Source organism: Nocardioides soli (assembly GCF_014191495.1).
GTDB lineage: Bacteria > Actinomycetota > Actinomycetes > Propionibacteriales > Nocardioidaceae > Nocardioides > Nocardioides soli.
The window spans coordinates 18,137-39,121 of the sequence record NZ_JACHWR010000006.1 but is presented as its reverse complement, the minus strand read 5'-3'; the positions used below and the strand labels follow the sequence as shown (position 1 = coordinate 39,121).

Here is a 20,985-nt window from a genome sequence, read left to right as displayed (position 1 = left end):
GAGCGAAGCGGGGGAGCTCGAGAATCGAGTGGGGTGATTCATCGGGCCACCGCCTCGGTCGCGGGCCGACTGGCGCTCCGCCCGGGTGGTCGCCGCGCGAGGGCGATGGCCTGCTGGGCCAGCCCGGCCAGGCCCTTCGGCACCCACAGCACCATCACGAACAGCAGCACGCCGTAGATCAGCTGCCAGAACTCGTCGCCGACGCGGGCCATCTCCGGCAGGTAGGTGAGGATCACCGCACCCAGGATCGGGCCCGCGATGGTGCCCGGGCCGCCGACGACCAGCATCGCCAGCACGGTGAGCATCAGCGCGAACGAGAACGCGTCCGGCGCGACGTACCCGTAGGTGTGCGCGTACAGACTGCCGGCCACGGCGCCGTACGCCGCGGAGAGCACCAGCGTCAGCGTCTTGATCCGGTCGGTGCGGATGCCCAGCGACTCGGCAGCGCGCTCGCTCTGGCGCAGCGCGGCGGCCTGCCGGCCGAGCTTGGTGGACCGGATCCGGGCCATCAGCGCGGCGCCCGCGGCGAGCAGCGCCAGGGCCAGGTAGTACTGCTGCTCGGGCTCGACCAGCTCGATGCCGAACGCCGTGGGCACCGGGATGCCGAGCACCCCGTTGGAGCCGCCGGTGAGGTCGATCCAGTTGGTGGCGACCACCTGGACGATCACCCCGAAGCCCAGGGTCGCCAGGGTCAGGTAGTGCGCGTGCAGCCCGTTGGTGAGCACCGAGACGACCAGCGCCGCCGCCGAGGCGATCAGCACGCCAACCGCCATCGCGACCAGCGGGGAGGCGTCGTGCTCGGTGGTGAGCAGCGCACTCGCGTACGCGCCGATCGCGAAGAAGCCGATGTGACCCAGCGAGAGCCGGCGGGTGAAGCCGACGGTGAAGTTGAAGCCGAGCACCAGCAGCGCGTTGATGAGCGCGAGCTGGAGCACGCCGAGGTCGTAGCGGCTGGACACCATCAGCGGCGCCGCGACCGCGAACGCCAGGACGGCGACCAGGCCGCCGCTGCGCAGCAGCATCGAGGGAGACATCATCACACCCGCTCCTGGACGCGGCCGAGGATCCCCTGCGGCCGGATGAGCAGCACCGCGAAGAGCAGCCCGAAGATGATCGCGTCGACGTACGAGGAGCTGACGTACGTCGTGATGTACACCTCCAGCAGGCCGAGCGAGAGACCGCCGACGATCGCACCGACCGCGCTGCCGAAGCCGCCGATCACCACCGCGACGTACAGCTTGAGGGTCAGCGGGCTGCCGGAGTCGCTGGCCAGGATCACGATGGGCGCGAGCAGCACCCCGGCGACGCCGGCGTAGGACGAGGCGATGCCTACGGTGAGCGCGGTCATCCGGTCGACCTTGATGCCCATCAGCCGGGCGGTGTCGGGGTCCTGCGCCGAGGCCCGCAGCTGGTAGCCGAGCCGGGTCCGCTGGAACAGCCACCACTGGAAGCCGCACAGCAGCGCGGTGGCGACGACCACGAGGATGCTCTGCCACGGCACCGAGGAGCCGAGCAGGTCGATCCGGCCGTCGACGAGCGGCGCCAGCGTGCGCGGCTCCGGGCCGAGCACGATCAGCAGCAGGCTCGACACGATCACGCTGACCGCGATGCTGATCGTGATCGCGGAGCTGAAGTTCTTGCGGCGCAGCGGCTTCAGCGCGGCCTTCTCCAGCGCCAGGCCGAGCGGGAACATCGCCAGCGGCACGGCGGCCAGCACCAGCAGCGGCGGGGTGCCGAGCGCCGTGGCGGTCGCGGCGGCGGCCATCCCGCCCAGGACGACCAGGTCGCCGTGCGCGAAGTTGACCACGCCGGTGGAGTTGAACACGAGCACGAAGCCCAGGCCGGCGAGGCAGTAGATGGACCCGAGGGTCACCCCTGCGACGATCAAGTCGACCATGGTGTCGGCGCCTCCCTTCTCTGTCGTCTGCGGCTATTCGTTCACGGGGCGGTAGGACGTGCCCAGCAGATCGGGCAAAGGTTCCTCTAGGCGGAAACAAGCCCTCGAAACTCCGAGAAACCCCTTAGGAACAAGGGTTTCCGCGACCGACGGAGAGCCCGCCGTCCGGGCGGAGCACCTCCCCGGTCATGCCCCGCGCCGCCGGCGAGGCCAGGAACAGGTAGAGCTCGGCGAGCTCCTCGGGCCGCATCACGACGTGCAGCGGGTTGAGCCGCTCCACGGCGTTGCGGATCGCGTCGGCGTCGGCGAAGACCGGCTGCTCGGAGGTGGCGCCGGCGGCGGCCAGGCCGGTGATGACACCGCCCGGCGCGACGGCGTTCACCCGGACGACGGGCGCCAGGTCCACGGCGAGATGGCGGACCAGCCCGAGCCCGGCGTGCTTGGCCGCGGCGTACGAGAGGCCGGCGCCGTTGCCCTGCACCTCGAACGAGGCGTCCGAGAGCGTGAACGTCATGCAGCCGCCGGTCGCCAGCAGCGCCTCCCGGCTGGCGTGCGCGCCGAGCGCGTAGCCGAGCACGTCGACCTCCAGCACCCTGGTCAGCACCCGGCGCAGCGTGTCGGCGTCGGCGTCGCCGAGACGCAGGCCGCCGTCGTGGATGCCGGCGTTGCCGACGAAGTGGTCGAGCCGGCCGGCGACCTCCAGCACCCGGGCGACGGCGCGCTCGTTGTCGGCGACGACGGTCACGTCGCCGACGACCACCTCGATGCCCTCGCCCGGCGGCTGCGCGGGCTCCTGCCGGTCGAGCACGACCACGGTGTCGCCGCGGGCGGCGTGCGCCCGCGCCACCGCGAGTCCGATGCCGGAGCAGCCCCCGGTGACCAGGACACCGCGACCGCCCGGGGTCATCGCCGGATCACCATGGCGCCGGCGTCCACAGGCCCGGGTCGGTGGTGCCGTGCATCTCGGCCAGGATCACCTCGTCGAACGGGTTCGACGTGCCCCACTGGTCGGTGTCCTCGGGGCTGGTGGTGTACACCTTCGGGGTCCAGCCGTGCTCCTCGTCGATCTCCTGGAGCGCGGTGGTGTACTCCAGCACGTAGCGGGTGCCCGGGTCCTGGAAGTAGGCGAAGGTGTTGTCGCCGGCGCCGTGCCGACCCGGTCCCCAGAGCATCGAGTAGCCCTGCCGGAGCATCGAGCCGGTGGCGCGCATGAACTCGTCGAGGCCGCGCATCTCGAAGGAGACGTGGTTGAGCGAGGTCTGCTCGGAGCGGGCGAAGGCGAGCAGGTGGTGGGTGCCGCCGGTGCGCATGAAGCAGAAGAAGTCCTCGACCCAGTCGGAGACCTTGAAGCCGAGCGCCTCCTGGTAGAAGAGCCGGGTCCGGTCCAGGTCGCGGGTGTTGAACACGACGTGGCTGATCTTCCGCGGCCGCGGCTCGCCCTCGGCCACCTCGCGGAAGGGGCGCAGGTCCAGGTCCGCGGAGACCTCGACGGTGCGGCCGTCGCAGTCGAAGAACCGGAAACCGTAGCCGGCGCCTCGGTCCTGCCGGGGACCGGGCTCGTCGATCATCCGGGCCTGCGGGTGCTCGCTGACCCGTTGGGCGTACAGGTCCACCTCGGCGGCCGACCCGACCGCCAGGCTGACCGCATCCACGCGGGGCACGTCGGCCTGTCTCAGCCGGATGACGTACGACTCGGGGCAGCCGGCGCCGAGGTAGATCCGCTCGCCGTCCCGGTCCACCTCCTCCAGTCCCCAGCACCGCGAGTAGAACTCCCGCGCCTGACGCAGGTCCTGCACCGCGAGCCCGACGCTCCTGACATGCGTGATCGCCATCTGCGACAACCCCATCCCTGTTGCAGCCCCTGCTGCATCCCTGGCTACGCGTACGGCGTAGCGACGTACTTGGTCTCCATGAACTCGAGCATCCCCTCGTGGGCGCCCTCGCGCCCCAGCCCGCTCTCCTTGCTGCCGCCGAAGGGTGCGGCCGGGTCCGAGACCAGCCCGCAGTTGAGGCCTACCATCCCCGACTCCAGCCGGCGGCTGACCGCCAGGGCCCGGTCCAGGCCCGCGGTGTAGACGTAGGAGACCAGGCCGGCCTCCGAGTCGTTGGCCAGCGCCAGGCCCTCCTCGAGCGTGCCGAACCGGGTGACGGCGGCGACCGGGCCGAAGATCTCGGTGCCGCTCAGCTCGCTGCCGGGGTCGACGTGGTCGAGCAGGGTCGGCGGGTAGTAGTAGCCGACCCCGTCCGGCCGGGTGCCGCCGGCCCGCAGCACCGCGCCCGCGGCGACCGCCCGGTCGACAAGGTCGGCGACCCGGTCCCGCTCGACGGCCGAGACCAGCGGGCCGACCTGCGTCTCCTCGGCCAGCCCCGGTCCGACCCGGAGCGCCTCGATCCGCTCCTGGATCCGGCCCACGAACTCCTCCGCGACGGACTCCTGCACCAGGATCCGGTTCGCCGCGGTACAGGCGCTGCCGCCGTTGCGGAACTTGGCCAGCATGAAGCCCTCGACGGCGGCGTCCAGGTCGGCGTCGTCGAGCACCACGAAGGGGGCGTTCCCGCCGAGCTCCATCGACGAGCGCATCACCGACCGCGCGGCCTGCTCCAGCAGGAGCTTGCCCACCTCGGTCGAGCCGGTGAACGAGATGGCCCGGACCCTTTGGTCCCGCATCATCCGGGAGACCGACGACCCGGTGCGCTCCGGCAGCACGACGTTCACCACGCCGTCCGGTACGCCGGCCTCGCGCATCACGTCGGCGACGAAGAGCGCCGCGAGCGGCGTCTCCATGGCCGGCTTGAGGACGACGGTGCACCCGGCGGCGAGCGCGGGCGCGATCTTGCGGGTCGCCATCGCGGCCGGGAAGTTCCACGGCGTCACCAGCAGGCTGACGCCCACCGGCTCGTGCGACACCAGGATCCAGTTCCGGCCGGCCGGGGACCGGCGCATGTCGCCCGGGGTCCGCACCGCCTCCTCCGCGAACCAGCGGAAGAACTCGGCGGCGTAGGCCGCCTCTCCGCGCGCGTCGGCCAGGGACTTGCCGTTCTCCAGCGTGATCAGCCGGGCCAGGTCCTCCTGCTCGGCGACCAGGATCTCCCAGACCCGGCGGAGCAGCTCGCCGCGCTCGCGGGCGGGCAGCGCCGCCCACGCCGGCTGCGCCCGGGCGGCCGCGTCGACGGCCGCGTCGCACTCCTCGTCGGCCAGCGTCGAGACCGTGGCCAGCACGCTGCCGTCCACCGGGTTCAGCACCGGCCGGTCGTCGCCGCCTCCCCGCAGCCACCGGCCGTCGACGTACGACGCCGCCTCCGCGCCGGCCAGCCGGCGCCGGGAGAGGTCGTGGGACGGGGACGGCTCGAGCGTGGTGCTCACAGGTTCTCCTTCACAGCCGAGAGTGGGTCGATCCGGCGGCCGAAGCCGGCCGCGGCGGCGTGCTGCACGATCCGCGCGGCCAGCACCAGGTCCTGCTCGGGCGAGCCGATGGACTTGTAGACCACCCGCTCACCGGCGGCCGGCGTGGGTGCGCCCAGCGCGGTGCCGAGCAGCGTGGCGCCGGAGGTGTCCCAGCCGGCCCCGATCGCCTCGATGGCGTCGCCGGACTCCTCCAGCACGTCGTAGGTGTCGAGGACCACCCGGTCGGCGTTCGCGAGCACCGCGCCCTCGAGCTCGCGCTGCACGGGCAGCGTAGACCCGATCGAGGCGACCAGCCCGACGCGGGCGACGTCGTCGTGGGTGAGCACCACCCGGCCGCCCGAGTTGGTCGCCACGTAGACCACGTCCACGTCGGCGAGCACCTTCTCCACCGAGTCGGAGACCGCGACCACGTGGCCGGTCTCGGCGTGTACGGCGTCGGCGAACTGCTCCCGGTTGACCGCGCTCCGGCTGGTGGCCCGGATCTCGTCGAGCGAGACGACCCGGCTCAGTGCCTGCACCCCGGTGAGCGCCTCGGAGCCGGTGCCGACCACGCCGAGGCGCACCGAGGACCGGTCCCGGAGCAGGTGCCGGACCGCGACCGCAGCGGTGGCGGCGGTGCGCAGCGCGGTGATCCGGGCGGCGTCGACGATGCCGAGCGGCCGGCCGCTGGCGGTGTCGAAGACGTGCACGGCGTACCGGACCAGCCGGTCGCCGGCCAGGTGGAACTCCTTGTAGCCGAAGACGCCCAGCGAGGAGACCTCGGCCGACATCACCCGCATCCACCCGCCCTCGAAGAACAGCTGCGAGCGGCGGGTGGTGACCGCCCCCTCGGCGACGGCGAGCGCGGCGGTGCGGGCGGCCTCGATGGCCAGGTCCAGGGACACGTGCTCGGCGATGTCCGCCGAGCTGACGTGCAGCGGCTGGGGGTCGGTGCTCAGCCTCATCCTCGGATCCGCCCCTCGAAGAAGAGCGCATCGTCCTCGTCGGTGATCGGCAGCCCGGCCTCGATCGCCGCCGAGCGGAGCTGGCGCATCTGCCGGTCGTGCAACCGGGTGTGCGGGCTGCGCACCGGTCCGCCGTTGAAGCCCTGCAGCCAGCCCTGGTACTTCCACAGCAGCCGGTGCACGAACGACGTGCCGGCGTTGGCCTCGCGCATCAGCGCGCCGGTGGCGGCGCGGGCCGGGTGCACCCGCCAGTAGAGCTCCATCGCCTCGTCGAACCGCTCCGGGTCCTGGGCGAGCGCGTGGATGCGCGGCACGACATCGCCGAAGTACTCGTAGTTGGAGGTGCCCATCCAGGGCATGCCGAAGGTGCTGCTCCAGGCCGGCGCGTTCATCTCGAGCGGGTCGGCGACGATCACCCGGTCGCTGAACCGGCGGAAGACCTCGGCCAGGCCCGCCACGCCCGGGTCGCCGATCTCGTTCTTGATCGCCACGACGTTCGGGATCGTCTCGACGATCTCCTCCAGCCAGTCCGGGGCGAAGCCCGACGGGTGCAGGCGCATGAAGTTCCACAGGTTCATCGCGAAGACGACCACGCCCAGGTCGCCGGCGTCGGCGATCGCCCGGGTGTACTCGACGATCTCCTTGTAGTGCTGCGGATAGAAGGAGATCGGGTACGACGGCATCACCAGGTCGACGCCCTTGGCGGCCGCCATCTCGACGATGGCCAGGTTCTCGGCGAGGGTCCCGGCCGCGGCCTGCACGATCGTGACCAGGTCGTCGCCGGCCTCCTCGACGGAGATCTCCACGAACCGCTCGAGCTCCTCCGGCGACGTGCCGCACTCGCCGACGATGAGGAAGCCGGTGAACCCCAGCTCTCGCTCCCGCTGGATGTCGTGCCGGATCGCGGCCTCGTTGAGGCCGGTCTGGTCGAGGGTGAACGAGGGCAGGATACAGCCGCTCACCCCGCGCAGGCTCTCCATCGCCCACGCCCGGGCGTTTCCTGGTTCGAACTTGGCCATCTCTGGTCTTCTCCTTCCGAGCGCAGCGCGCCGGTCAGTCGGTGGTCTTGATCGCCTGGGCGGGGCAGGCGCCGACCGCGCGCCGCACGCTCGGCTCCTGGCCGGCGGGCACGACGTCGTCGGCGAGCACGGGGTAGCCCCACTCGTCGAGATCGAAGACCTCCGGTGCCTCCTCCGCGCACAGCCCGTAGGCCTGGCACTTGGTCATGTCGACCTGGACTCTCATCTCTCCTCCTTGATCTCCGCGGGCCACGGGACGGCGAACGCGGTCGCCTCCGGCCGCTCGGGATGGTCGGCGCACCAGCCGCAGGGTGCCTCCAGGTGGCGGGCCACGACGTCGGCCCGCTGCTCCAGCAGGCTGGTGACCACGCCGCAGGCGGCGTCGAGGGTGCCGCAGTCACCGCGGCCGCGCAGGCTGGTCCCCCAGCCCGCGAGCCGCTGGACGTCCTCGGCTCCCGCCGTGCCGGCCGCCAGCGCGTCGGCGACCCCGGCCATCGCCGGGATGCCCTTGAAGCACGGCCCGCACTGCTCGGCGTTCTCGCGGTCCAGGTAGCGCAGCACCTGCGCGACGGCGCTCACCGGGCACGTGTCGTGCAGGGCCAGCACGATGCCGCAGCCGAGCACGTCGGGGTGCGCCCGGGAGGCCAGCTCGCGCAGCGGCCGGCCCCGGGTCCCGGTGGAGACGAACCGGCCGAAGAAGCCGCCGAGCAGCACCTCGTCGGCGTCGACCCGCAGCCAGGCGAGGACGTCGCCCAGGGTGCGGTCGTCGGGCACCTCGACCACGACGTGCTCGCCGCGGTCGGTGCCCACGGTGAGCAGCACCGTCAGGCCGTCTCCCTCGGTACGACGGCGCACCAGCCGCGCCAGCTGGGCGAAGGTCTCCACGTTGCCGACCAGCGTCGGCCGGCCCGCGACGCCGGACTCGTAGGGCCGCGGCGGCTTGTGCGTCGGCTTGGCCGGTCCGCCATCGAGCCAGCGGACCACCGCGGTCTCCTCGCCGCTGACGTACCCCGACGGCGCGGCGACGACCCGCAGGGCGCCCGGGCCCGGCCACACCGCACCGGCCGCGGCGATCCGCTCCCGCGCCGCCGGATCGCTGACGTAGGCGTAGGAGGTCTCGGCGCCGAGCGCCGCGGCGACGAGGCGCAGCCCCTCCAGGGCGAGCCCGGGGTTGAGCGTCATCAGCACCCGGTCCTTGGCGCTGGCCGGCTCGCCCTCCTCGCCGTTGAGCACCACCACGGGGGCGAGCCCGGTCCGACCGGCCTGCTCGGCCACCGCGCGCAGCTTCACCGCGAACGGGAAGCCGGCGCCACCGCGGCCGCGCAGCTCCGCGGCCTCGGCGAGCTCGGCCAGCGCCTCCAGGTCCAGCCTCTCCGGGTCCAGCCGCTCCGGGTCCGGCACCTCCAGGTCCGGGCCAGGCGCCGGCGGGGCCGGCCACGGGAGGCCGGGGCCGAGCAGCGCCGCGCGCTCGCTCAACCCCGGCCACACCCGGACCCGCAGGGGGCGGGACCCCGCAGGCATGGAGGTCGGGCCGGTCGGCCCGACGACGGTCTCAGCTCTCACCGGGCTCGAAGTCCAGTTCGATCGTGCTGACCGGCGTGGCCACCTTGCCGTCGTCGAACTGCAGCACCGAGACGGTGTGGAAGAGGTTGCCCTCGTCGTCGGCGGCGAGCCGGCCGGTGATCCCCGTGGTGTCGAGGGTGGCCAGCGCGTCGCGGAGCTCGTCGGCCGAGCCGGCGCCGTCGGCGACCAGCTGGCCGATGGTCATCACGGAGTCGTACATCACCGCCGCGTACACGTCCGGTGCCTTGCCGTACTCGGCCTGGTAGGCCGCGGTGAACGCCTGGACCTTCGGGTCGTCGGTGTCGAGCGAGACGCCCGGGGAGTAGATCCCGGCGGCCTCCTCGTCGGTGAGCAGCTCCAGCGTCGAGGGTGACGTGATGCCCGGCGCCGCGAAGACCTCGCCCTCGAAGCCGGCCCGGCGCAGGCCCTTGATCGCGACCGCCAGCGGGGATCCGGTGAGCAGCTGCACGAAGACCGCGTCCGCGCCGGCCCGCTCGATCCGGGCCACCTGGCCGGTGACGTCGACGGCGTTCTGATCGACCGACTCGTTCGCGACGACGTCGATGCCCTGCTCGTCGGCGGCCTCGAGCAGCGCCTCGGCGTCGCCCTGGCCGAACGCGGTGCTGTCGGCGAGGATCGCCGGCTTCGTCACGCCGAGCTCGTCGAAGGCGTACGCCGAGGTGGCCTGCACCGACATGTCCGAGCTCGGGAAGTTCCGGAAGATGTACTCGTTGTCGTCCTCGGTAATGGCGGTGGTCGCGGCGGTGGTGATCATCGGGATCCGGGCCCGCTCCACCTCCTGGCGGATCGCCAGCATCATCGTGCCGATGATCGGCCCGACCACCACGTCGGGGTCCTCGCGCAGCACCTTGCGGTAGGCGTTCAGCGCCGAGGTGTTGGTCTCGCCGGCGTCCTCCTTGGCGACCACCTGCAGGTCGGCGATGCCGTCCTTCTTCAGCTGCGCGACCGCGAGCGCGACGGCGTTCTGCTGGTTCTGGCCGAAGACCGCGGCCGGACCGGTGGTGGTGAGCACGGTGGCGATCCCGGCCGTGGGCAGCCCGGAGTCCGACTCCTCGGAACCGTCCGCACCGCACCCGACAGCAGCGAGCATCGACGTCGTCGCCAGCACGGCGGCGAGGGTCCTGCGCTTCATCACGTTCCTCCTGCGATTCCGGCGCGGCGGTCCCAGTCGGCCGCCGTCGCTTGACGGCGACGACTCTGGTCGCCGGGTGCGGCGCCGATCCATGCGGAGCGGCAGAGATTTCGCTGGAGAGAAAAAACGGGCGTGATCTCGGGGCCGGTTCTTCCGGTCCCGCCGCCTGGAGGGTCGGAACGCCCCGACCCCGCGATCGGCCACTTTTCCGCGACGCGGAATGTTGGGCCGGTGCCGACGGCCGGCTCGCACCCGCCGTTCCTATAGTCGCGACACCCCGGCCGTCGGGGTGATCCGAGGAGGCGACATGGCCACGCATCACGAGCTCCGGGCGTCGAGCGAGACGGTCCGTCTCGGTGCCGTCGACCGCACCGACACCCCGGTGCTCACCATCGAGTCCGGGGACACCGTCAGCCTGGACACCTGGACCGCCTGGGGCAACCGGGTCACCCCGGAGCTGACCATCGAGGACGTCGGCAGGTTCGTCGGCGAGGCCGGCCAGGCCGGCCCGCACGACCTCACCGGCCCGATCGCGGTGCACGGCGCCCGGCCCGGCGACGTGCTGCGTGTGGACGTGCTCGACCTGAGGCTGCGCAGCCACGTCTTCAACCTGAGCCTGCCCGGCCACCTCGGCATCGGCCTGCTCGCCGACGACATCGCCGAGGGCCAGGTCCGGCACTTCCGGCTGACCGGCGACACCGTCGAGTTCGCGCCGGGCATCGAGGTGCCGGTCCGCCCGTTCCTCGGCTACCTAGGGGTCGCCCCGCGGTCGGAGGGTCCGCACAGCTCGATCCCACCCGGTCCGCACGGCGGCAACATCGACGTCCCGGACCTGGTCGTCGGGTCCAGCCTGTTCCTGCCGGTCTGGGCCGAGGGCGCGCTGTTCTGCGCCGGTGACGCCCACGCCGCCCAGGGGTACGGCGAGGTGAACCTGACCGCGCTCGAGGCCTCGGCCGAGGAGGCGGTGCTGCGGTTCACCGTGCTCCGCGGCGGCCCGGCGCTGACCAGCCCGCGCGCCGAGACGCCCACCGAGGTGCTGTCCCTGGCGTTCCGCGAGTCGCTCGACGCGGCCAGCAAGGAGGCCCTGCGGGACCTGGTCGCCGAGCTGGCCCGGCTGCGGCCCGAGCTCGACCCGATCGACGCATACTCCCTGTGCTCGATGGTGGCCGACCTCAAGGTCAGCCAGGTCGTCAACGCCGAGCTGGGGGTGCAGGCCAGCATCGCCAAGGACGTCTTCACCGACGGGCTGCCGTGGTTCGGCGACGGCTCCGGCTGGGCGCCGCTGCCCGGAGGATCGGCATGACCACGCTCGCCTGGCCGGGCGACAAGGGCGTGGCGTTCTACCTGGGCCTGAACCTGGAGCACTTCACCCCGGGCAAGCCGGCGATCAGCGTGTTCCCGCGGACCGCCGGCCTCGACCCGGACGTGCTCAACCAGGGCTGGCGGGACTACGGCGCGCGGGCCGGAATCTGGCGGATCGTCGAGAGCCTGGACCGGCGCGGCGTCCCGGTGACCGCGCTGGTGAACGCCGCCACCTGCCTCGAGCACCCGGAGATCGTCCGCGCCGGTGTCGAGCGCGGCTGGGCCTGGGTGGCGCACGGCTGGGACAACAGCACGCTGCTCTCCGACCTGCCGCCCGAGGAGGAGGCCGGCCACCTGCGCGAGGCCGTCGAGACCATCGCCCGGGCGACCGGCTCGCGGCCGCGGGGCTGGCTCGGCCCGGCGCTCACCCAGACCCACCGGACCCCCGCGCTCCTGGCCGGGCTCGGCCTGGAGTACGTGCTGGACTGGTGCAACGACGACCGGCCGTACTGGCTCGACACCCCGGGCCTGCTGTCGGTGCCGTTCACCGTCGAGGTCAACGACCTGACCCTGTTCGTGCTCCGGGGGCACTCCGGCCCCGAGCTGGTCCGCGTGGTCGAGGACCAGGTCGACCAGCTGCGCCGCGAGGGCGGCGGCCGGGTGATGGCGCTTGCGCTGCACCCGTTCGTCACGGGTCAGGCGTTCCGGCAGCGCTACCTCGACGAGGCCCTCGACCATCTGCTCGGCCTGGACGACGTCTGGGTCACCACCGCCGACGAGATCGCCGCGGCGTACGCCGCGCGCTGCCCCGCGCCCGCCCCGGCATCCCCTATGCCGGAAAAAATCGGAACTATCGTTCCGTCATGACGAACGCATCGGGCAACAGCCTCGCCTCGGTCACCAACACGCTCCGCCTGCTCTCCATGCTCTCCTCGCAGCCCGAGCTCCGCGTCGTGGACGTCTCCCGCCGCCTCGGCATCGCCCCGTCGACCTCGCACCGGCTGCTCTCCCGCCTCAAGGAGGAGGGCTTCATGCAGCAGGCGCGCACGTCGAAGCGCTACATGGTGGGCCCGGAGCTGCTCCGGCTGGCCCGGCACTTCAGCTCCCAGAACAGCCTGGAGCGGATCGCCCGCCCCCACCTCGTGTCCCTGTGCCGACTCGTCGACGAAGCCGTCAACCTGCAGATCCTGGTCGGCCCCGAGGTGCTCTGCCTCGACGCGGTCGTCGAGGACCGGCACGACCTCCACGTCAAGCGGATCGCCGGCCGGCGGGTGGCCGCGCACGCCTCCGCCGCGGGCAAGGTGCTGCTGGCGGCGACGCCGCTGAGCGTCCGGCAGGCGCTGTACGGCGACCACGGGCTGCCGGCGATCACGGCCCGAACCATCGTCGACCCCGACGCGTTCGAGGCCGAGCTGGCCGGCGTGCGCGCCGCCGGGTTCGCCACCAACCTCGGCGAGCGCGAGGACGGCGTCCACGCGGTCGCGGTGCCGGTGCTCGACCTCAACGACCACCCGATGGCCGCCCTGGCCGTCGCGGCACCGGCGGTCCGGCTGCCGCCGGCGCGGGTGCCCGGGCTGGTCCGCGACCTGCGCCGGGCCCGCGCCGCCATCACGGCGGAGTACTTCGCCCGCTGATGCAGGGGCTCACCCCGCGAGCCCGGCCGGACGCCGGCCGAGCCACGGCGAGGCCGCCTCGAACGCCGCCGAGGCCCGGAGCACGAGGTCGTCCTCGAGCCGCCGGCCGGTGATCATCAGCCCGACCGGGAGGTCGTCGTCGGTGAGCCCCGCGGGCACCGACGCCGCGGGCTGGCCGGTCAGGTTCATCGGCACCACGAACGGCGACCACGCGCGCAGGTCCGTGGGTCCGTGCTCCTCCGCCGCCCACGGGAGCACCGCCGTCGTGGGGGTCAGCAGCAGGTCGTAGCGGTCCATGATGTCGGCCATCTGGCGGACCACCTGCTTACGGGCCATGGCGGCCGAGGTGAGCTGCTCGACGGTCCAGTCGGCCTGGAGCATCCCCCGGATGTGCGGCGAGATCGCGTCGCCGTGCCGCTCGACGAGCCGGCGCATGCCGACCAGGTCGGTCTCGGTGGCCAGCATCGCCCAGAAGTGCTCGTAGAAGTCCGGTCCGGGGAGCGTGACCTCCTCGACCGCGCAGCCCAGGTCGCGGTCGAAGACCTCGACGGCACGGCGTACGACGGCGTCGATCCGCGGATCGACCTGAGCGAAGCCGAAGTCGGGTGAGAAGCCCACCCGCAGCCCACGGACGTCGCCCTCGGTGGCGTCCCGCCAGTCGCGGTCGGCGGCGGGCAGGGAGTGCCGGTCGCGGGGGTGCGGACCGCTGACGGCCGCGAGCAGGAGCGCGCTGTCGCGCACGGTCCGGCTCAGCGGCCCGATGTGCGATCCGGTCTCGAAGCCGGAGAGGCCGGGGAGCCGCTCGTCGCGACAGCTGGGGTACTGCGGGACCCGGCCCATCGTCGCCTTCAAGCCGTAGATCCCGCAGAAGGCGGCGGGCACCCGCACCGAGCCGGCGGCGTCGCTGCCGACCGCGAGGGGCGACATCCGCGCGGCCACCGCGGCCGCGGAGCCGGCGCTGGATCCGCCGGTGGTGAGCTCGGTCCGCCAGGGGTTCCGGGTGGCGCCCGAGACCGGGTTCACGCCGTTCCCCGCGAGGCCGAGCTCGGCGGTGTTGGTCTTGCCGACGATCAGCGCGCCCGCACGCCGGGCCCGCTCGACGACCACGTCGTCGAGCTCCGGCACGAAGTCGGCGTAGGCGTGGCTGCCGGCGGCCATCGGGAGGCCCTTGACGAAGATCAGGTCCTTCACCGCCAGCGGCACCCCGGCCAGCAGGCCGAGCTCCTCCCCCGCGGCCTGGCGCCCGGCCAGGTCCGCAGCGGCGGCCAGCAGGCCCTCGCGATCGACGTGGCAGAAGGCGTTCAGCGCCGGGTCGACCTCGTCGATGCGAGCGAGGGCGGCCTCGGCCACCTCCACGGGCGAGAGGTCGCCCGCCCGGACCCGGCGGGCGGTCTCGACGGCGTCGAGGTCGCAGATGTCGGTCGGCCCACTCATGGTGTCCTCCTGGGTTCCTGGGGTCGTGGGGTGTCGGGTCACCAGTAGCGGACGTCGCTGGCGCTGAGCACCTCGACCCCCGCCTCCGTGACCAGCACGTTCTGCTCGAAGTAGACGCTGCCGACCCCCGGCCGGGCGGCCATGGTCTCGACCGAGATCGTCATGCCGGCCTGGATCGTGCGCTGCTCGAAGGGCAGCACGAACGGCCACTCGAACCCGAGGCCGATGCCGTGCCCGTGGCCCATCAGCTCGCTCTGGGGCGTGTTCACGCCCTGGTCGACGAGCACGTCCTCGACCACCTGGTAGAGCTGCGCGCCGGTCATCCCGGGACGCACGGCCTCGATCCCGGCGTCGACCGCGGCGATCGCGGCGTCCAGCAGGTCGGCCTGCGCCTGGCTGGCGCGGCCCCCGGTGACCAGGCTCCGGGCGGCGTCGAACATGTAGCCGCCGACGTAGCCCGCGTGGTCGACGTGGAAGAGGTCGCCCTTCTCCAGCGCCCGACCCTCCCACCGCGGCACCTGGGCGGCGCAGTAGTAGTCGCTGGCCGGACCGGAGGCGATCAGCGCGTCGATCGGTACCGTCCCGTGCTCGACGCCGAAGGCGTAGCCCGCCGCCACCGCCTGGGCCTCGGTGGTCCCGGGGCGCAGCGCGGCCCGGGTGATGGCGTCGAGCGCGCCGCGGCCGATCTCGGCGGCGGCCCGGATCAGCTCGATCTCGGCGGGCGACTTCTGCACGCGCAGGTCGACGACCGCGTCGTCGAGCGGGACGAACCGGTCCGCGGCGGAGAGGCGCACCAGCTCGAGGTAGGTCTGCGCGAGAAGCGCCGGGCCGCCGACGAGGCCGAACCGACTCCCCGAGCCGAACTCCGCCAGCAGGCTGCTCACGGCCGCGGGCAGGTCGAACGCGAAGCGGACGTCGGACACCTGGATCTGGTCGCGGCGCGGGTCCAGGACGTCCATGAACAGCACCGGCTCGCCGTGGGCGGGTACGACGAGGGCGGCCTGGGACCGGTTGAACCGCGGATAGAAGTTGGCCAGGTAGAACACGTCGGCGGCCGAGTCGGAGTGGCCGCCCTTCGACCAGACGACGATGGCGTCGAGCCCCTCGTCGCGGCAGCGCCGGGTCAGCGCGGCCCGGCGGGCGGCGTACTCACTCGAGTCGAGCAGGGGTGCGGCGAGCATGCGTGCTCCTCACTTCTCCGGTACTTCTCTGGGCTTCTCTGGGCTTCTCCGGCGCGTCGGGCCGCTACGACGCGGCGGCGACGAGGATCTCGTGATGGGTCTTGTCGGCCCCCTCCAGCGACTGGACGAGGCGGCCACGCCGCATCACCAGCACCCGGTCGCACAGCGCCTCCAGCTCCTCGTAGTCGTTGGAGACGACGAGCACCCCGGCCCCGGCCTCGGCGAGGTCCCGGAGCGCGCGCAGGATCCGCTGGCGCGAGCCGACGTCGACGCCCTGGGTCGGCGCGTGCACGACGACCAGCGACCCGCGGCTCTCCTCGATCCGGCCGAGGAGCACCTTCTGCTGGTTGCCGCCGCTGAGGTTGCGCAGCGGCGCGAGGTCGGAGGGGCAGACCACCTCGTAGCGGCGCACGATCGCGGCGGACTCGGCGGACTCGCTCCCGAAGTCGATGCCGTACCACCGGCGCAGCCGCCGGAGGTTGCCCAGCGTGGCGTTCTCGCGCACCGTGGCGTTCGGGATCGCGCTGTCGCCGAGCCGGTCGGCGGCCAGGAAGGCGACGCCCGCCGCGCGCGCCCAGCGTGGGCCCGACCGGGTGGTCGCGACGCCGGACACGCTCAGGTCCAGCGTGGCGGCCGGTCGGGCGCCGACCAGCAGGTAGGGCACGTCCTCGTGACCGGCGCCGACCAGCCCGGTGAGTCCGACGACCTCGCGGGCGTGCACCCGGAAGCTCAGGTCGTGCACCGACGGGCCGCTCAGCGCGCGGACGTCGAGGACGGCGTCACCCGGCGCCGCCGAGGTCCCGAGCTCGGCGCGCCGGAACGAGTCGCCGACGACGAGCCGGACCAGCTCGTCCACCCCGAGGCCGGCGGTCTCCCGGCTCGTCGCGACCCGCCCGTCGCGCAGGATGGTGACCCGGTCGGTGAGCGCGAGCACCTCCTCCATGTCGTGGGAGACGAACAGGACGGCGACGCCGGCGCGCGCGGCCCGGCGTACCGCCTCGAGGAGCTGGGCCGTCTCCCGCATGGTGAGCGAGGTCGTCGGCTCGTCGAGCACGAGCACCCGCGGTCGCTCCGCGCCGGGCGCGCCGAGCGCCCGGGCCATCCCGACCAGGGCGCGCTGGCCTGGGCCGAGGGCGCTGATCGGCGCGTCCGGGTCGACGTGGTCGGCGCCGAGGCTCCCGAGCATCTCGGCGGCCTGCCGGCGCATCCGCCGGCGGTCGATCCAGCCACCCGCGCCGCGCGGGTACCGGCCCACGAAGAGGTTCTCGGCGACCGTCATCGACGGGCAGAGCCCCAGGTCCTGGTGCATGAACCGCAGGCCCATGGCCTCGCGGTCGCCCGAGGAGGCCGACGCCGTCAGCTCGACGCCGAGCACCCGGATGGTGCCGCCGTCGGGTCGGTGCAGGCCGGAGAGCACCTTGATCAGCGTCGACTTCCCGGACCCGTTCACCCCGAGCAGGCCGTGGATCTCCCCGGGCTGCAGGGACAGCGCGACGTCGCGCAGCACCTCGACCGGACCGAAGGACTTGCGGAGCCCGACGACCTCGAGCGCCGGCGGGTCGGGCTCGGTCACTCCAGGCCCCAGAGCTCGCGGAACCCGGCCACGAAGGGGTCGCCGTAGACGTCGCGCTCGTTCTCGACGTCGACGTCCTGGACCGACGCGGTGTCGAGGTAGAGGTACGGCACCATCGGGTCGCCCGGCTCGAGGCCCTGCATCCCGCGCATCGCCTGGTCGATCGCGGCCCAGCCGGCCCACTCCTCCGAGACGCCCGGGTCGGCGGTCATGACGTCGCCCTTCTTGACCAGGCTCAGCGCGGCCGATCCGCCGTTGTGGCTGACCACGTGCACCGTGCCGGCCGCGCCGGCCTGCTGAACGCCCGCGGTGGCGAAGATCGCCATCGAGTCGAACAGCGTGATCACGTAGTTGATGTTCGGGTTGGCGCGCAGGCTGGTCACGACCAGCGGGGTGATGTCGGTGCCCCAGTTGGCGACGGGCACGTTCTTGGTCTCCAGCGTGCAGCCGTCGCACTCGCCCAGCGTCTCCTTGACGGCCGCGGCGACCGGCGGCTGCGGCGAGAGCCCCTCGGAGTCGACGAAGAGGACGTTCGCCTGGCCGTCGGTGTCGACGATCGCCTTCTCGGCGATCAGTCGGCCGCCGAGCCCGAGGTCCGTGCCGACCGAGGCGTAGAACTCCTCGCCGGCACCCTGCCCGGGCGCGTCCATGTCGATGGGGTTGTTCAGCACGTTGATCACCGGGATGCCGGCGGCCTTGGCGTCCTGGAGCGCCGAGCGCACCAGGTCCACGGGGACGCCGAGGATCAGCAGCGCGTCGGCACGCTGGGCGATGGCGTCCTGGATGCCCTTCTGCATGCCGGTGACCTGGTCGTCGGCGTTGTGGATGCTGACCTTCATCCCGAGCTCGCCGCCGACCTCGCTGACGTACTCCGAGATGTGGGAGAGCAGCGGCACCTGCAGATTGAGCGCCACGACGTGGATCGAGGAGCCGCGCGACTTCGACGCGTCGAGCGGCGGGCCGGGCGCGGTGAAGGTGAGCGGGGTCGACGCCTCCTCGATCTCCGCCTGGGCGGCCTCGACAGCGGCGGAGTCACCGGTGGTGGTGGAGGAGGACGCCGTGCTGTCCTCCCCGCAGGCGGTGGCGCCCGCGAGGAGCAGCGTGCCGACGACCGCCATGACGAGCTTGGAACGCATATCGATCTTTCCTTTCGGTTGTTCAGCGAGAGCCGGAGCGCCGGCTCAACGTGGCCACCGAGACCGCGACGACGAGGACGCCGCCACTGAAGACCTGGGTCACCCACTCCGGCGACCCGAGCATTTGGAGTCCCTGCGTCCCGACCGCGAGCAGGTAGACGGCGAGGAAGGTGCCGACGACACCGAACCGGCCGCGGTGCACGGTCGCGCCGAGGAACACGGCCGCGTAGGCGGGGAGCAGGAAGGGCGCGCCGTACGACGTCGACGCCGCGCCGGTCTGCGCGACCAGCACCAGGCCCGCGATGCCGGCGCCGACCGAGGCGACCAGGAAGCTGCCGATCCGGATCCGGTTGACGTTGAGCCCAACTAGTTGTGCGGCTGTGCGGGCCTGGCCGACGAAGTAGATGTGCCGGCCGGTCGCGGTGCGCTGCAGCAGGTAGGCGAGCAGGGCCGCCAGCACGACGGCGTAGAAGAAGGGCAGGCCGATGCCCCAGACGTCGGTCTGTCCGAGCCGGGTCACGCTCTCGGGCAGCCCGCCGATGACGGTCGGGCCGACCCAGCCGAGCGCGACGCCGGTGACGACGGTGCTCATGCCCAGCGTCGTGACCAGCGAGTCGACGTCGAGCAGCACCACGAACAGCGCGTTCACCAGGCCGACGAGGGCGGCGACCCCGAGCGCGATGACCATCGCCGGCACCGCACCCATCTGGTGCTGGGTGGTCAGGTCGGCGACCAGCCCGGCCGAGAGGCCGAGGACCGCGGCCGCCGACAGGTCGAACGCCCCAGAGGCACTCAACACGGTGAGCCCGAGAGCGAGAATCACCAGCACTGCCTGGGTGGTGACCAGCGACTGGAAGTTCGCGGCGGTCCCGAAGGTCGTCGGTCGCAGCACCGAGAAGACCACCACCATGAGCACCAGGCCCAGCGGCACGGCGTACGAACCGGACTTGAGCAGATCCGTCGCCTGGTGGCGCGCGCCGCGCCCGCGACCCGGATCCGCACTCGTGTCAGAGCCGCGGCGACCCGCTTCGGTCGACCGCCTCGTGCTCGTCTTGCTGGCCACTCTTCCTCCCTCGCCCCCGTGCCTGGGACGAAAGCATCGGGGCAGGGGAAGGAGGGGTCGCGACTGCGCGACCAAGATTCCCTCCCGGGGAATGCGGGGGCGACAACGGCCGGGTCGGAGGGGTCCGGCTCGAGGTCAGTGCGCGGTCGACCGGACGGCGCTGCGGACCTGCGCCACGAACTCCCTGGGGTCGTCGGCCAGGAACGTCAGGGCCGTGACCGCCAGCGGCTCGCCGGACACCGGGACGGTCATCGGCTCGGTGAGCACGAGGTGCACGTTGGCGCGGCCGCTGACGCCGATCTGGAGGTCGATGCCGCCCTCGCCGTCGACCCCGGCGGGGCATGGCTGGAAGGTCCGGACGGACGAGGGCAGGTCGCGGTCGACCGTCGTCACCCGGGCGATCCGCTCCCACGGCACCCGGACGTCGGCCCGCTTGCCGTGCCGCACCCGCAGGCCGTCGTCGTCGACCAGGTGCGGGTAGACGCGGTAGCTCGCGAGCAGCCCGACCATCCAGAGCAGGCCCCAGACGCCGACGGCGAGGAGCACCAGCCGGACCACGAGCCAGGGCGTGATCACGTGCACCACCACGACCTCCACCGCGGACCCGAAGATCCACAGCCAGATCACCGGGGTGACCAGGCGGGCGTAGCCCCACGGCGTCACGCCCGTCGGCACCGCGGGCCGACGGAGCAGCCATCGGCCCAGCGCGACGTACAGGTTGATCTCGAAGCGGACGCCGACGACGATCCAGCCCCACAGGCGCGTCATCCGATCCCCTCCTCGACGAGCCTGGCCCGGAGTCGGTCGACGACCCGGCCGAGGGTGCGCCCGAAGGCGGCGAGCTCGCGGTCGGGGAGGCCGCCGAAGAGCACCTCGTGCATCTCCGCGTAGCCCTCGGTCATCGACCGCAGCAGGTCGGCGCCGGGCTCGGTCAGGTCGACGAGGGTCGCCCTGCGGTCGGTCGGATGCGCGCGGCGTACGACGTGGCCGGAGGCGACCAGCCCGTCGACGAGGCCGGTGATGTTGCGTGGCGTCACCCGCAGCGCGTCAGCCAGCGCCCGCTGGGTCGTCGGACCGTCCTGGAGCACCCACAGCAGGTGCGCCCGCGCCTCGGTGAGCCCGTCGCGGGCGAACGAGTGCGCCATGTCCCGCTGGAGCAGGGACACCAGCTCCATGACCTGGTCGACGGGGGTGGTCTCGGGCATATCGTGAATATACTGCACTATCCAGTGCATTCACGAACTGCGCACCGGCGTCCCGCCACGAGGTCCGGGAGCCCGATGGTCAGCCCGGGCCGTCGGGATGGCTGAGGTCGTAGGCGCGGGAGAGCTTCTGGGGCACGACCATCCGCCAGGCGTCGACGACGAGCTCGCGGGCCTCGGCCCGGTCCAGCGCGGCGAGATCGGCGTGCACCCAGTTGAAGCGCAGGTCCGACTCCGACGGCAGCTGGAACTTGTGGGGCTCGCTCGCGACGAGCGCGGCCCGCTCCTCCTTGGGGAAGGCGAAGCCCATCACCCGCTCGTCGAGGGAGAAGGCCACGTAGACCAACTGCTGGACGCGGAACTTCAGCCTGCCGCGCACGTACACCTCGTACGAGCGCTCCAGCTCCGCGCCCAGCGGCCGGACGTCCTCGAGCACCGCCATCGCCGTCCACTCCTCGCGCATCGTCTACCCGAGGGT

The 20,985-nt window shown here is 72.8% G+C and carries 21 protein-coding genes; 3 read left to right on the top strand and 18 right to left on the bottom strand.

What is annotated here, in order from left to right; all coding sequences use genetic code 11:
- Positions 1-38: 38 nt before the first annotated feature.
- From FHU40_RS25660 to FHU40_RS25615, 10 genes are all read right to left on the bottom strand, one after another.
- Complete coding sequence (locus tag FHU40_RS25660) at positions 39-1,037, bottom strand: branched-chain amino acid ABC transporter permease (RefSeq protein WP_183595359.1); 999 nt, start codon at positions 1,035-1,037, stop codon at positions 39-41.
- Entirely contained in the window at positions 1,037-1,897 is an 861-nt protein-coding gene (locus tag FHU40_RS25655) for a branched-chain amino acid ABC transporter permease (RefSeq protein WP_183595358.1), read from the bottom strand. Before FHU40_RS25655 ends, FHU40_RS25660 begins: the two co-directional genes overlap by 1 nt.
- A 124-nt stretch (positions 1,898-2,021) precedes the next feature.
- Positions 2,022-2,804 (bottom strand): SDR family oxidoreductase, encoded by a 783-nt coding sequence (locus FHU40_RS25650; protein ID WP_183595357.1) that lies wholly within the window; start codon positions 2,802-2,804, stop codon positions 2,022-2,024.
- Between the two features lie 7 nt (positions 2,805-2,811).
- On the bottom strand, positions 2,812-3,729 hold the full coding sequence (locus FHU40_RS25645) for a VOC family protein (protein ID WP_221200314.1): 918 nt from the start codon (positions 3,727-3,729) through the stop codon (positions 2,812-2,814).
- Between the two features lie 44 nt (positions 3,730-3,773).
- Positions 3,774-5,261, bottom strand: coding sequence for an NAD-dependent succinate-semialdehyde dehydrogenase (locus FHU40_RS25640; protein ID WP_343058054.1), 1,488 nt, complete (start codon positions 5,259-5,261; stop codon positions 3,774-3,776).
- A complete protein-coding gene (locus tag FHU40_RS25635) occupies positions 5,258-6,247 on the bottom strand; it encodes an ornithine cyclodeaminase (RefSeq protein ID WP_183595355.1) in 990 nt (329 codons plus the stop codon). Before FHU40_RS25635 ends, FHU40_RS25640 begins: the two co-directional genes overlap by 4 nt.
- Positions 6,244-7,266 (bottom strand): dihydrodipicolinate synthase family protein, encoded by a 1,023-nt coding sequence (locus FHU40_RS25630; protein WP_183595354.1) that lies wholly within the window; start codon positions 7,264-7,266, stop codon positions 6,244-6,246. Before FHU40_RS25630 ends, FHU40_RS25635 begins: the two co-directional genes overlap by 4 nt.
- Before the next feature lie 34 nt (positions 7,267-7,300).
- Entirely contained in the window at positions 7,301-7,492 is a 192-nt protein-coding gene (locus FHU40_RS25625) for a ferredoxin (RefSeq protein WP_183595353.1), read from the bottom strand.
- The gene (locus tag FHU40_RS25620) at positions 7,489-8,829 is read right to left on the bottom strand and encodes an NADH-ubiquinone oxidoreductase-F iron-sulfur binding region domain-containing protein (protein ID WP_183595352.1); all 1,341 of its coding nucleotides are present in this window, start codon (positions 8,827-8,829) and stop codon (positions 7,489-7,491) included. Before FHU40_RS25620 ends, FHU40_RS25625 begins: the two co-directional genes overlap by 4 nt.
- A complete protein-coding gene (locus FHU40_RS25615; protein WP_183595351.1) occupies positions 8,819-9,982 on the bottom strand; it encodes an ABC transporter substrate-binding protein in 1,164 nt (387 codons plus the stop codon). The genes FHU40_RS25620 and FHU40_RS25615 overlap by 11 nt, the downstream gene beginning before the upstream one ends.
- A gap of 307 nt (positions 9,983-10,289) precedes the next feature.
- Here FHU40_RS25615 and FHU40_RS25610 point away from each other — a divergent pair, with 307 nt between their 5' ends.
- The 3 genes from FHU40_RS25610 to FHU40_RS25600 are packed head-to-tail and all read left to right on the top strand — an operon-like array spanning position 10,290 to position 12,918.
- The gene (locus FHU40_RS25610) at positions 10,290-11,285 is read left to right on the top strand and encodes an acetamidase/formamidase family protein (RefSeq protein WP_183595350.1); all 996 of its coding nucleotides are present in this window, start codon (positions 10,290-10,292) and stop codon (positions 11,283-11,285) included.
- Entirely contained in the window at positions 11,282-12,151 is an 870-nt protein-coding gene (locus FHU40_RS25605) for a polysaccharide deacetylase family protein (RefSeq protein ID WP_183595349.1), read from the top strand. Before FHU40_RS25610 ends, FHU40_RS25605 begins: the two co-directional genes overlap by 4 nt.
- Positions 12,148-12,918 (top strand): IclR family transcriptional regulator, encoded by a 771-nt coding sequence (locus tag FHU40_RS25600; RefSeq protein ID WP_183595348.1) that lies wholly within the window; start codon positions 12,148-12,150, stop codon positions 12,916-12,918. The genes FHU40_RS25605 and FHU40_RS25600 overlap by 4 nt, the downstream gene beginning before the upstream one ends.
- Before the next feature lie 9 nt (positions 12,919-12,927).
- On the opposite strand, the gene FHU40_RS25595 is transcribed toward FHU40_RS25600, so the two are convergent.
- From FHU40_RS25595 to FHU40_RS25560, 8 genes are all read right to left on the bottom strand, one after another.
- Complete coding sequence (locus FHU40_RS25595) at positions 12,928-14,352, bottom strand: amidase (protein ID WP_183595347.1); 1,425 nt, start codon at positions 14,350-14,352, stop codon at positions 12,928-12,930.
- 38 nt (positions 14,353-14,390) lie between these two features.
- Positions 14,391-15,533 (bottom strand): M24 family metallopeptidase, encoded by a 1,143-nt coding sequence (locus FHU40_RS25590; RefSeq protein WP_183595346.1) that lies wholly within the window; start codon positions 15,531-15,533, stop codon positions 14,391-14,393.
- Between the two features lie 64 nt (positions 15,534-15,597).
- Positions 15,598-17,106, bottom strand: a complete 1,509-nt coding sequence (locus FHU40_RS25585) for an ATP-binding cassette domain-containing protein (RefSeq protein ID WP_183595345.1) — start codon at positions 17,104-17,106, stop codon at positions 15,598-15,600.
- Positions 17,103-18,242 (bottom strand): sugar ABC transporter substrate-binding protein, encoded by a 1,140-nt coding sequence (locus tag FHU40_RS25580; protein ID WP_183595344.1) that lies wholly within the window; start codon positions 18,240-18,242, stop codon positions 17,103-17,105. The genes FHU40_RS25585 and FHU40_RS25580 overlap by 4 nt, the downstream gene beginning before the upstream one ends.
- Positions 18,243-18,264: 22 nt before the next feature.
- Positions 18,265-19,173, bottom strand: coding sequence for an ABC transporter permease subunit (locus FHU40_RS25575; protein WP_183595343.1), 909 nt, complete (start codon positions 19,171-19,173; stop codon positions 18,265-18,267).
- Between the two features lie 267 nt (positions 19,174-19,440).
- On the bottom strand, positions 19,441-20,073 hold the full coding sequence (locus FHU40_RS25570) for a hypothetical protein (RefSeq protein ID WP_183595342.1): 633 nt from the start codon (positions 20,071-20,073) through the stop codon (positions 19,441-19,443).
- The gene (locus FHU40_RS25565; protein WP_183595341.1) at positions 20,070-20,510 is read right to left on the bottom strand and encodes a MarR family winged helix-turn-helix transcriptional regulator; all 441 of its coding nucleotides are present in this window, start codon (positions 20,508-20,510) and stop codon (positions 20,070-20,072) included. The genes FHU40_RS25570 and FHU40_RS25565 overlap by 4 nt, the downstream gene beginning before the upstream one ends.
- Before the next feature lie 79 nt (positions 20,511-20,589).
- Positions 20,590-20,970 carry an MmcQ/YjbR family DNA-binding protein gene (locus tag FHU40_RS25560; RefSeq protein ID WP_246391565.1) on the bottom strand — a complete coding sequence of 127 codons (381 nt, stop codon included), beginning with the start codon at positions 20,968-20,970 and terminating at the stop codon, positions 20,590-20,592.
- Positions 20,971-20,985: the final 15 nt, after the last annotated feature.

Coding starts and splice junctions, on each gene's coding strand:
- FHU40_RS25660 (WP_183595359.1), bottom strand. CDS start 1,037: ATGATGTCTCCCTCGATGCTGCTGCGCAGCGGCGGCCTGGTCGCCGTC.
- FHU40_RS25655 (WP_183595358.1), bottom strand. CDS start 1,897: ATGGTCGACTTGATCGTCGCAGGGGTGACCCTCGGGTCCATCTACTGC.
- FHU40_RS25650 (WP_183595357.1), bottom strand. CDS start 2,804: ATGACCCCGGGCGGTCGCGGTGTCCTGGTCACCGGGGGCTGCTCCGGC.
- FHU40_RS25645 (WP_221200314.1), bottom strand. CDS start 3,729: ATGGCGATCACGCATGTCAGGAGCGTCGGGCTCGCGGTGCAGGACCTG.
- FHU40_RS25635 (WP_183595355.1), bottom strand. CDS start 6,247: ATGAGGCTGAGCACCGACCCCCAGCCGCTGCACGTCAGCTCGGCGGAC.
- FHU40_RS25630 (WP_183595354.1), bottom strand. CDS start 7,266: ATGGCCAAGTTCGAACCAGGAAACGCCCGGGCGTGGGCGATGGAGAGC.
- FHU40_RS25625 (WP_183595353.1), bottom strand. CDS start 7,492: ATGAGAGTCCAGGTCGACATGACCAAGTGCCAGGCCTACGGGCTGTGC.
- FHU40_RS25615 (WP_183595351.1), bottom strand. CDS start 9,982: ATGAAGCGCAGGACCCTCGCCGCCGTGCTGGCGACGACGTCGATGCTC.
- FHU40_RS25610 (WP_183595350.1), top strand. CDS start 10,290: ATGGCCACGCATCACGAGCTCCGGGCGTCGAGCGAGACGGTCCGTCTC.
- FHU40_RS25605 (WP_183595349.1), top strand. CDS start 11,282: ATGACCACGCTCGCCTGGCCGGGCGACAAGGGCGTGGCGTTCTACCTG.
- FHU40_RS25600 (WP_183595348.1), top strand. CDS start 12,148: ATGACGAACGCATCGGGCAACAGCCTCGCCTCGGTCACCAACACGCTC.
- FHU40_RS25595 (WP_183595347.1), bottom strand. CDS start 14,352: ATGAGTGGGCCGACCGACATCTGCGACCTCGACGCCGTCGAGACCGCC.
- FHU40_RS25590 (WP_183595346.1), bottom strand. CDS start 15,533: ATGCTCGCCGCACCCCTGCTCGACTCGAGTGAGTACGCCGCCCGCCGG.
- FHU40_RS25580 (WP_183595344.1), bottom strand. CDS start 18,242: ATGCGTTCCAAGCTCGTCATGGCGGTCGTCGGCACGCTGCTCCTCGCG.
- FHU40_RS25570 (WP_183595342.1), bottom strand. CDS start 20,073: ATGACGCGCCTGTGGGGCTGGATCGTCGTCGGCGTCCGCTTCGAGATC.
- FHU40_RS25565 (WP_183595341.1), bottom strand. CDS start 20,510: ATGCCCGAGACCACCCCCGTCGACCAGGTCATGGAGCTGGTGTCCCTG.
- FHU40_RS25560 (WP_246391565.1), bottom strand. CDS start 20,970: ATGCGCGAGGAGTGGACGGCGATGGCGGTGCTCGAGGACGTCCGGCCG.